Source organism: Streptomyces sp. NPDC031426 (assembly GCF_055581585.1).
Genome location: NZ_JBVIJE010000048.1, coordinates 1 through 10347, shown reverse-complemented (window position 1 = coordinate 10347; position 10347 = coordinate 1). Strand labels below are relative to the sequence as shown.

Genomic DNA, 10347 nt, shown 5'->3' with positions numbered 1-10347 from the left:
AGAACGATGACACCGATCCATCCGGACGACGTCCTCAAGCGGGCCGCGGAGACCGGCGAGGCGCTGGCCCCGCTGGCCGCCGACGTCGACGCCGGGCTTGTCGACCTGGGCCGGCCCTACGCCGTCCTGCGCGAATCGGGCCTGCTCGGCGCCCTGGTCCCGCGTGACGCGGGCGGCCTGGGCCTGGGCTTCGGAGAGTACTGGAAGCTCCTGGCCACGCTGGGGTCCTACAACGGCGCCGCCGCCGTCGGCTTCAACATGCACCACGTCGTGCTGGGCGCGCTCGCCGACTCGGCCGGAACCCCGCTGCCGCCCGCCGCCGACCGTTTCCGCACCTGGATGCAGAACGAGGTGGTGCACGGCCGGAAACTGTTCGCCTCCGCCACTTCCGAGACCGGACGCGGCGCCCGGCTGCGCGGTATGACCACGCGTTACCGGCTCACGGACGACGGCGGGCACTACATCCTCAACGGGGCGAAGTCGTTCGTCTCCCTCGCGGGTGTCGCCGACTACTACGTGGTGGCCGCGGCCGCCGAAGGACCCGAGGACACAGCGGACGTCTCCCACTTCGTCGTGGCCGCCGACGACCCGGGCGTCACCTTCGGGCAGGTGCACAGCCTGTCGGCGATGTACGGGACGAGCACGGCGCCGATGACCCTCACCGACGTCGTCGTACCGCGCTCCCGGCTGTACCTGGGCGTGGAGGGCATGTCCCTGTTCAAGGTGGTGCGCGAACCGCACTGGATGGTGGCCGGCTACACCGCCGCCTACCTGGGCATCGCCGAGGCCATCTTCGAGTACACCGTCCGCTGTGTGACGGCGCAGCCCTCCCGCGCGGAGTCGCCCGTGGTCCAGCACGAACTGGGCCGGATGTCGGTGCGGCTGCGGGCCGCCCGCGCACTCGTGCACGAGGCCGGTGAACTCGTGGACCGCGAGCGCGGCAGCCTGGAGACCAACGCCCTGGTGCACGCGGCCAAGTACCTGATCGGCGAGGTCGGGCCGCAACTGGCGCAGGACGCCACGCGCTTGTGCGGCTCCGCCGCGGTCAGCCGCTCCCAGCCCCTGGAGCGGCTGATCAGGGAGGCGTCCTTCGCGTCCGTGATGCCGGCCAAGCCGTACGACTGCCTGGAGTACATCGGCAAGGCAGCCGTCGGGGTCAACCTCTACGACGCCCGAGCCTTCGCATGGTGACGCCGGTGGCGGACGAGACCGCTGTGGCCGCGACCGCCTTCCGCACCCTGATGGCCTCCCATCCCGGCGGGGTGGCCGTGGTCACCACCGCCGACGAGGACGGGGTGCCGTACGGGTTCACGTGCACCGCGCTGTGCTCGGTGTCGCTGGACCCGCCCCGGCTGCTGGTGTGCGCGGCCCACGGCGGACGCACGCTCCCAGTGCTCACCGCACGGGGCACGTTCGTCGTCAACATGCTGCACGCGGACGGCCGTGGCGCGGCGGAGGTGTTCACCAGCCGCACCGCGGACCGGTTCGGGCAGGTGTCCTGGCGGTCCGGACCGGCCACCGGGCTGCCGGTCCTCGGCGACGACGCCCACGCGGTCGCAGAGTGCCGGGTCGCCGCCCTGCACCCGTGCGGAGACCACACCATCGTCGTCGGTGACGTCCTGCGCAGCGAGGTACGGGCCACGGACCGCGCGCCCCTGCTCTACGGCCGGCGCCGGTTCGCCGCCTGGCCGTCCGAAGCCTGACCGCACGACCCGGCCCACTCCCCCGTCATCCCCCTCCCCCGTCATCCCCTACGAGAAAGCGACATGCTCATGCAGCGCACCATGATGAAATCCAAGATCCACCGAGCCACCGTCACCCAGGCGGACCTGCACTACGTGGGGTCCCTGACCATCGACACGGAGCTGATGTCGGCCGCCGATCTGCTGCCCGGCGAGAAGGTCGACGTCGTCGACATCGAGAACGGCAACCGGCTGTCCACGTACGTCATCGAGGGCCCCGCCGGTTCGGGTGTCATCGGCATCAACGGCGCCGCCGCCCGGCTGATCAGCCCCGGCGACCGGGTGATCATCATCTCCTACGCGGACATGGCCGACGCCCAGGCACGTGCGTTCGTCCCGAGCGTCGTCTTCGTCGACGCCGACAACCGCATCGTGCAGCGCGGCGACGACCCCGCCGACGTACCCGCCGGATTCGGGCTGCTGCGCGGAGACGTACCGGCCAACGGGATCAGGGTGTGACGGCGGCGGCACCGGCGAGGCCGCTCGCCGTGGTGACCGGTGGCACACGGGGCATCGGTGCCGCCTTCAGCCGACGGCTCATCGCCCTGGGACATCAGGTCGTCGCCCTGTACCGGGGCGACGACAAGGCGGCCGCCGAGGCGGAACGAGCCAGCGGCGGTCATCTCGTGGCCCTGCGCGTCGATCTGTCCCGCCCCGCCGAGGTCCGCACGGCCGGGGCCCGCGTCCTCGACCGGTATGGGCCGCCCGCCGTGCTGGTCAACAACGCCGGCGTCAACCGGGACCGGCCCTTCCTGGAGATGACCGAACAGGACTGGGACGAGGTGCTGGCGACCAACCTCTCCGGCCCGTTCCACCTCACCCGTGCACTGGCCCCGGCCATGGTGCGGGCCCGGCGCGGCACCATCGTCAACATTGCCGCCACCACGGCCATCAGGCCCCGCACGTCGGGCGCAAACTACTGCGCGGCGAAGGCCGGCCTGCTCCAGCTCACCAAGTGCCTGGCGCTCGAACTGGCCCCCCACGTCCGGGTCAACGCGCTGTTGCCCGGCTTCACCGATACCCGTGAGGTCGTCGAGCGCTACGGCCTCGATGACCCGCCACGCCTCAAGGCGGTGCTGGCCACCATCCCCCAGGGCCGCACCGGCACGCCGGAGGACATCGCCGACGCCCTGGAATACCTGGTCAGCGACCACAGCCGGTACGTCACCGGTCAGCAACTCGTGGTCGACGGCGGCCATTTCATGGGCTGAGCGCACCGCACCAACCCCACGGAAGAAGGAACACAGCCATGCGTCTGACCCAGCAGCAAGTCGACGAATACCACGACAACGGATTCCTGCTCATGGAATCGCTGCTCGACAGCTCCGAGGTACGGCGATTGACCGAGGCCTTCGAGCGTGACTGCGACGTGCCCGGGCCGCACCTCGTCACCGAGGACGGCGGCAGCCAGGTGCGAGCCGTCTACGCCTCGCACCGCCGACAGCGGGAGTACGGCGACCTGGTGCGCGATCCGCGGATCCTCCCGGCGGTGAGGCAGTTGCTCCCCGAGGATGTCTATGTCTACCAGTTCAAGATCAACGCCAAGCCGGCGTTCGGCGGCGACAAGTGGGCCTGGCACCAGGACTACCTGGCCTGGCGGATCGCCGACGGCCTGCCGGCCCCGCTCCAGGTCAACATCGGCGTCTTCCTGGACGACGTGACCGAGTTCAACGGGCCGGTCATCTTCCTGCCCGGCTCCCACCGTGACGGACTGGTGCACCGGGACCGCAAGGCCGACGCGAAGTCGGCGCAGCACCTCGATCCCGACGACATATCCCTGACCGCGGAGCAGCTCGCCACCCTGGTGGACCGGCACGGCATGACCAGCCCGAAGGGCCCCGCCGGTTCGGTGGTGTTCTTCTCCCCGGAGATCGTGCACGGCTCCGCGCCCAACATGTCGCCGTGGGCCCGCCGTCTGCTGATCGCCACGTACAACGCCTGCTCCAATCCGCCCCGCCCGCAGGGCGAGCCCCGGCCCGACTACGTCGTGTGCCGCGACACCGCGCCCCTGCGGCCGCTGGCTCACCGCTTCTCCGACGGCCTGGGGATGGTGACCGCGTGACGGGACGCACCGGACGGGCAGTGGTCCTGGAGCAGTTCGGCACCCCGCCCGTGCTCCGCGAGTTCCCCGTGCCGTCCGCACCCGCGGGCGGGATGGTCGTTGACCGCCTCCACGGCGGGATCTGCGGGACGGACCTGCACCTCCAGCAGGGACATCTCCCCATACCGACACCCCTGGTCCTCGGCCACGAAGGGTACGGCACTGTCCTCGAACTCGGCCCGGACGGCGGCCGGGACGCCCTGGGCGAGCAACTGGCGGTCGGCGACGCGGTGATGTGGGCCTCCTCCATCACTTGTGGCCAGTGTCCGCCGTGCCGGCTGCACCGCGAACCCACCCTCTGCCAGAACCGGCGCACCTACGGCGTCAACCGCGCCATCACCGACGACGTGGCCCTCGCGGGCTCGTGGGCGGACCACATCGTCCTCCAGCCGGGCACCACCGTGGTGCGGGCGGCGCCGGGCGTGTCCGCCACGGCGGCGATGGCCCTGGCCTGCGCCGGTCCCACGGTCGTGCACGCCCTGTACGAGCGACGGCCCGTGCGCATGGGAGAGACCGTCATCGTCCAGGGCAGCGGCCCGGTCGGGCTGGCCGCGGCGGCCTTCGCCCAACTCGCCGGGGCAGCACGCGTCATCATCGTGGGCGGTCCCGAGCGGCGACTGGCCGCGGCGGCCGCCGCCGGCATCGGTGACGAGCACCTGAACATCGTGGACGCCGCGGATGCCGAGGCTGTGCTGCGCGAGGCACGGGCCGCCGCCGGCCCGGACGGCGCCGACCTGGTCATCGAGTGCGCCGGGGTCCCGGGCGCCGTGGCCCAGGGCCTGACCCTGGCCCGCAGGGGCGGCTCCTACCTGGTCATAGGCCAGTACACCGACGCGGGCGACACCGAGCTCAACCCGCACCAGATCGTGTACCGGCAGCTCGACGTGGTCGGGTCGTGGGCCTTCACCGGCGCTCACCTCGTCGAATACGTAAGGCTGCTGCCCGCCCTAGCCGCGCGCTTCGACCTGGAGGGCATGGTGACGGTCTACCCGCTGGAGCACCACGCCGATGCCCTGGCCGACGTCGCGGCGGGTGCCGTCCTGAAGGCCGTGTTGTCCGGCTGATCCGGCCGCGCGGCGCAAGTCGCCGAGGTGAGTCCCGCGGTCCCGCGTCCCGAAGGCGGCCAGGACCCCGGGGCTCACTCGCTTCCGCGCAGTCGTCGCAGGGCGTCTTCGGAGACCCGGTCATCGGGCAGGTAAGCCAGGAAGTGATGACCGGGCTCGTCCACCGCGGCCAGCTTCACGTACCGCAGGCGCAGTTCGCCCACGGCCGGATGCCGAAAGCGGCGTACCGAGGGCTGGAACCCGGCCGTCTCCCGGCGCTCGTACCAGCGGGCCGCGTCGGCGTCGGCCAGCAACTCCTCGACGAGCTCGGCGAACCGCGGATCGTGCGGACGGCGAGCGGCCCGGGACCGGAACTGGCCGAGCAGCGCACGGGCCTCGTCCTCCCACTCGGCGAGCAAGGTCCGGGCCGGCGGCCAGCGGAACACCAGCCAGAGAAGATTACGCTGCTTGGGGTGCAGCCGCGCCGGATCGGTCAGCAGCGCTGCATACCCGGCGTTCCAGGCCAGCAGGTCCCAGTGCGGATCGAGCACCACGGCCGGGTTCGGTGTCATGGCCTGCACCAGGCTGAGCAGGTTCCGCGACACCCAGGTGGGAGCGTCGGCGGGCTGTCTGTTCTCCTCCACGAACGACAGTACGTGCGCGGTCTCCGCGGCATCCAGGCGCAGTACCCGCGCCACCGCGCGCAGCACCTGCTCCGAGGTACGCACCCGTCCCTGCTCCAGCCACGTGTACCACGACACGCTGATGCCGGCGAGTTCCGCCACTTCGGCCCGGCGCAGCCCCGGCGTCCGGCGGCCCGGGCCGTCCGGCAACCCCGCTTCTCCCGGCGCCAGCCGTTCGCGGCGGGAGCGCAGGAAGGCCCCCAGTTCGCGGTGGGGGAACGCGCCGGGGGAAGTGCGTGCGGCGCTCACTGCATCATGCCTCTCCTGCGGACAGCGGGCGCCTGCTCGAACGCGGGCGCCTTCCTCTGATGCTGCCGTCACCGGGCGCGCGGCCGGACCGGCAGGGTGTGAGTGATGGTAATAGCCAGCGACCTCCGCCCCGACGGGCCCGGTGCTGAACTGGTGCCGGACCGCATCCGTCCGGGTCGGTCCCCCTCTGTCACCCGTTCTCGTCGAACCCCTCGGAAGGGAGCGTCCCCTCGTGACCACCACCGCGTCGGCTCCGCTGGCGACTTTGCCCACGTCCTCCTTGCGGCTGCTGCGCACCGCCGGCTTCGTCAGCAACTTCGACCGCTTCTGCATCGCGCCCATGCTGGTTCTCATCGGACCGCGGCTCGGGGCCCCGCTGCCCACCGTGGTCCTGGCCGCGAGCGGCTACTACCTCACGTACGGGCTGATGCAGCCGGTGTGGGGGGTGGCCAGCGACCGATGGGGCCGAGTGTGGGTGATGCGCGTGTCGCTGACCGGCGCTGCGCTGGCCGCCCTGGCCTCGGCCCTCGCTCCCGACGCCCCCGTGCTGATCGGGGCCCGCGCCCTGGCCGGCGCGTTCTTCGCCGCCTCCATCGCGGCCTCCCTGACGTACGTGGGCGACACGGTACCCGTCGCGATACGGCAGCGGCCCCTCAGCGAGCTGATGACCGCCTTCGCGCTGGGCACCGCCGTGGCCACGGCCGCCGCCGGGGCACTGGCGCACTACCTCAGCTGGCGACTGGTGTTCGCCCTGCCCGGCGTCCTCGCCTGCTACCTGGCGGTCGCCCTGCGCCGCCTGCCCGAGCCCGAGCGGGCACCCTCCGGGTCACTGCTGGCCCCCTTCCGTGTGGTCCTGTCCTCGCCGTGGCAGTGGTACGTCATGGCGGTGGCGCTGCTGGAAGGAGCGGTGCTGCTCGGCTTCCTGACCTACCTGGCCCCGGCCCTGGAAGCGCACGGAGTTCCCACCACCCTGGCCGGCGCGGTCGCCGCCCTGTACGGGGTCGGCTCCATGACCGCGGCCCAGGTGGTCAAGCGGCTCGTCGGGCAGTGGTCCGCGGTACGCCTGATCGTGACCGGCGGTGTCCAGATCACCCTGGCCTACCTGCTCGCCGGGTACAGCCAGTCCAGCGGGGCGCTCATCGTGGTCGCGCTGCTCCTCGGTGGTGGCTGGTCCTTCATGCACTCCACGATCCAGTCGTGGGCAACGGCCCTGTCCCCGACGGCCCGCGCAACGGGCGTGGCCATGTTCGGCGTGGCACTCTACGTGGGTAGCGCCCTGGCCAGCTGGCTGGCCGCCTCCACCGCTCAGACGCACGCCTACCGGCCCCTGTTCTGGCTGGCGGCACTCCTGACCGTGCCCTTGACCGCAGCCGCGGCGGCCGGCCGAGCCCGCTACCGGTGAGCTGACATCGCCTCGCAGGCGGCGGCCTCGCCTCCACCGGATGGGGTGAGAGCATCCGGGCTATGGCATGGCGACGGTGCAGGGTGTGGCCGACGCCCCTTTGCCGAAAGCCGGGCCAGGCTCCACCACAGCCAGCCAGAGCACTTTCCAACAGACCCTAGTGACCTCTTCCATCGAACACCAAGAGCCGACGCGCCAAGCACACCACGGACACGGGGCGCACGGTCGCTATGCGCCAAGTACTGTGACTCCGCATGATCGAACCCGAGATTGAGATCAACGAGGATCTGGTCCGCGACCTGCTGCTCGACCAGCATCCGGACTTGGCCGCGCTGCCCATCCGCGAGGTGGCGGGCGGCTGGGGCAACCAGACGTGGCGCCTCGGGGACGAGTTGGCGGTCCGGATGCAGCGGATGGACACCAACCCGGATCTGCAGCTCAAGGAGCGCCGGTGGCTGCCGACCCTGGCCTCGCGTCTGCCGCTGCCGATCCCGGTCCCCGTGCGCGACGGTGCGCCGTCCGAGCGCTTCCCCAAGATCTGGACCGTCATGACATGGGTTGAGGGCACGCCGCTGGACCACGGCGCGATCACCCGCAGCGACCATGCGGCCGACACCCTGGCGGCCTTCCTCGAGGCACTGCATGTGGAGGCGCCCGCGAAGCACCGGACGCCTCGGACCGCGGCGGTCACCCCAAGGAGTGCACGGAGGGCTTCGAGCGCTTCCTGCGGGCCGTGGACCTCGGCCACTTCGCCGAGGACGACATCCGGGCCGTGTGGGACGACGCGGCCGCGGCTCCCGGGTGGGAGGGCCCGCGAGTATGGGTTCACGGCGACCTGCATCCCGCGAACGTCGTCGTCGCGGAGGGGACACTGGCGGGCGTCGTCGACTTCGGCGATGTCTTCGCCGGCGACCCGGCCTGGGACCTTGCGGCCGCCTGGCTGCTGCTCCCCGCGGGCGGCGCCTCGCGATTCTTCGACAGCTATGCGCAGGCGGACGAGGCGGCAATCCGACGGGCGCGCGGGCTAGCCGCAATGAAGAGCCTGTTCCTGATACTGATGGGCCAGAACGGGGACCGCGGCCTGCCCGGCGGCAAGCCGAACTGGGGGCCCGCAGGCCGGTCAGCGCTTGAGCGCGTCCTGAAGGGCCTTTGACGCCGGCATCGATCGACCAACACCGGTGATGCCACGGCCTCTGGTGGGCCCAGGGCAGCAGCGTGAGGTTGCGGGTCAGCGGGCGTCAAACGTTTCATCAACGAGATGCACGGGCACCGATCCACGCTGCGGAGCGGCCGTCCGCGCGTCACCGCTATCGACTGCGCCGACAACGAGACCACTACAACCGCACGTTTCCCGATGCCCATTCCGTGCGGAAGGCGACGCCGTACTCCCTGGCGAACCGGTTGGCCTCCGCGCCGGAGCCGCCCACCGAGCGCAAGTAGAAGGCGTAGGCCACCGACGCGACCTGCTCCTCGTTCAGGTACAGAACCCACCGGCTGCCGAGCTGACGCGCGCTGCGCACCCTCTCTTCCGCGGGACTCCTTCCACCGGCACGACATCGACGTGCGTGGACTGTTCGATGACCCGGACCTGGAGAAAGGCTGATGGGCGACAGTTGGGTCGGCGGAGACATCGGCACGCTGCGCACGATGTCCGACACGTACAAGAACGCCAAGGACAAGCTGGACGGCGTGGTGAAGCCGTTGACGCAAGTCGTCGACAAGCTGGCCACTGACGCGAGCTGGAAGGGCGAAGCGGCGGGTACCTTCCGTGCGCAATGGACCGCTGACGCGATCACGGCCGGCGCCTTCGCCACCCTCGTGCACGACGCGGGCAAGATACTCGGTGACCTCGCCGACGCCCTTTCCACCTGTGACACCGCCCTGAAGAACGCCGAGCACGTCGCCACGCGCCAGGGGCTTCCGATGGCCGACAAGGGCGTCGTCCCACCGATCGTCACCTCCGACCCCAAGACGGCGGCCGCGCTGAAGGAGTACGAGGCGGCCTACACCGAGATCCAGCACACCGCGCAGCATGCCCGGTTGGTGGCAGCGGACAAGTTGCGAGGGTTGTACCTGCAGGTCACGAAGAAGGACTCTTCGGTATCCACGGGCGACAAGGTCACCCTTGACGACTTCCTGCGCGGCCTGTACGCCTCCGCTGCCGAGGACACCCGGGTTGACGGCAAGAAGGCCCGCGACAAGATCGACGCCGCCAAGGCCGAGGAACGGGCCGCCAAGAAGGAACTCAAAGCTGAACGCAGGACGTACCAGCAACAGGGCCGCAAAATGCCCGATGATCTCCCTGCCAAGAGCGCCTATCGCAATGCGGTGAGCAGGGTCAAGACGCTGGAGGACGACATCCTGGCCGCCGACCACGGCGGAGACAAGCTGCCGGGCGACCGCGCGCTGAACATCAAGATGGTCGACGCGGCGCATGCGTTGCGTGTCGGGGAGGGCGTCGAGAAACTCCCGGATTTCCTCAAGGAGGTGCCTGTCCTGGACGTCGCTGCGGCGGGGGCCTGCGGCCTGCTGGAGGCGAAGGACGACCACGAAAAGGGCTGGTCCTGGCAACAGTCCGTCATCACCGACGGCGGCGCGGCGCTCGGGGGCCTGGCCATCGGTGCGGGCATCACGGCGGCACTGCCTGTTGAAGGCGCGGCCGCTGTCTGTGTCGTGGGCACCGGGTTGGTCATCGGCGTGAGCGGCATCCTCGACCACTCGTTCCATGAGCACTGGGGCGAGGACTTCCATGACCATGGTGTGGTTGGCGGTCTACTACACGGCTCCGGCAACGTCCTCTCGGAGACTGGGGACGATTTCGTACGACTCAAGGACGACGTCTGGCATGGCCTCAAGAGCTTCACGAGCATCCTCTGACACTTCTGCTTCCCGAAACCCGGTTCAGGTCCCGTCCCTACCGGGGCTTGGCACCTCCTGGTACACGCGCGGAGCGCGCTACTGGCTGCGCCGGGTTTTCACGGGGCTTCTCTGGCTCGCTGTGCTGGCCTTTGTCGGCTACATCGTGGTCCGGCTCTACCTTTGATCTTGGCCAGTGCTCCGGCGTTTACGCCGGGGGTGAAGGCCATCTCGGAACTGCTCTGACTCGCACCAGGGGCACGGGTCCGCA

At 70.6% G+C, this 10347-nt stretch carries 10 protein-coding genes and 1 pseudogene; 9 read left to right on the top strand and 2 right to left on the bottom strand.

The features are described 5' to 3' along the window. Positions 1-6 precede the first annotated feature (6 nt). The 6 genes from ACZ5NH_RS43040 to ACZ5NH_RS43015 all read left to right on the top strand — a co-directional run bounded on the left by ACZ5NH_RS43040 (position 7) and on the right by ACZ5NH_RS43015 (position 4907). A complete protein-coding gene (locus ACZ5NH_RS43040; RefSeq protein ID WP_468783625.1) occupies positions 7-1191 on the top strand; it encodes an acyl-CoA dehydrogenase family protein in 1185 nt (394 codons plus the stop codon). 5 nt (positions 1192-1196) lie between these two features. Next, entirely contained in the window at positions 1197-1703 is a 507-nt protein-coding gene (locus ACZ5NH_RS43035) for a flavin reductase family protein (RefSeq protein WP_468783623.1), read from the top strand. A 69-nt stretch (positions 1704-1772) separates the two neighbouring features. After that, entirely contained in the window at positions 1773-2201 is a 429-nt protein-coding gene (gene panD / locus ACZ5NH_RS43030) for an aspartate 1-decarboxylase (RefSeq protein ID WP_468783662.1), read from the top strand. Between the two features lie 32 nt (positions 2202-2233). Continuing rightward, entirely contained in the window at positions 2234-2953 is a 720-nt protein-coding gene (locus tag ACZ5NH_RS43025) for an SDR family NAD(P)-dependent oxidoreductase (protein WP_468783621.1), read from the top strand. A 38-nt stretch (positions 2954-2991) separates the two neighbouring features. Next, positions 2992-3804, top strand: coding sequence for a phytanoyl-CoA dioxygenase family protein (locus tag ACZ5NH_RS43020; protein ID WP_468783619.1), 813 nt, complete (start codon positions 2992-2994; stop codon positions 3802-3804). After that, a complete protein-coding gene (locus ACZ5NH_RS43015) occupies positions 3801-4907 on the top strand; it encodes a zinc-binding dehydrogenase (RefSeq protein ID WP_468783617.1) in 1107 nt (368 codons plus the stop codon). The genes ACZ5NH_RS43020 and ACZ5NH_RS43015 overlap by 4 nt, the downstream gene beginning before the upstream one ends. Positions 4908-4981: 74 nt before the next feature. On the opposite strand, the gene ACZ5NH_RS43010 is transcribed toward ACZ5NH_RS43015, so the two are convergent. After that, positions 4982-5818 carry a helix-turn-helix domain-containing protein gene (locus tag ACZ5NH_RS43010; RefSeq protein ID WP_385314244.1) on the bottom strand — a complete coding sequence of 279 codons (837 nt, stop codon included), beginning with the start codon at positions 5816-5818 and terminating at the stop codon, positions 4982-4984. Positions 5819-6050: 232 nt separating this feature from the next. Here ACZ5NH_RS43010 and ACZ5NH_RS43005 point away from each other — a divergent pair, with 232 nt between their 5' ends. After that, entirely contained in the window at positions 6051-7220 is a 1170-nt protein-coding gene (locus ACZ5NH_RS43005) for an MFS transporter (protein WP_468783615.1), read from the top strand. A gap of 254 nt (positions 7221-7474) precedes the next feature. Then, positions 7475-8373, top strand: a pseudogene (locus ACZ5NH_RS43000) (aminoglycoside phosphotransferase family protein). Between the two features lie 181 nt (positions 8374-8554). On the opposite strand, the gene ACZ5NH_RS42995 reads toward ACZ5NH_RS43000, so the two are convergent. Then, a complete protein-coding gene (locus tag ACZ5NH_RS42995) occupies positions 8555-8740 on the bottom strand; it encodes a DUF6417 family protein (RefSeq protein ID WP_468783613.1) in 186 nt (61 codons plus the stop codon). Between the two features lie 82 nt (positions 8741-8822). On the opposite strand from ACZ5NH_RS42995, the gene ACZ5NH_RS42990 reads away from it, so the two are divergent. Then, on the top strand, positions 8823-10097 hold the full coding sequence (locus ACZ5NH_RS42990; RefSeq protein ID WP_468783611.1) for a WXG100 family type VII secretion target: 1275 nt from the start codon (positions 8823-8825) through the stop codon (positions 10095-10097). Positions 10098-10347 lie beyond the last annotated feature (250 nt).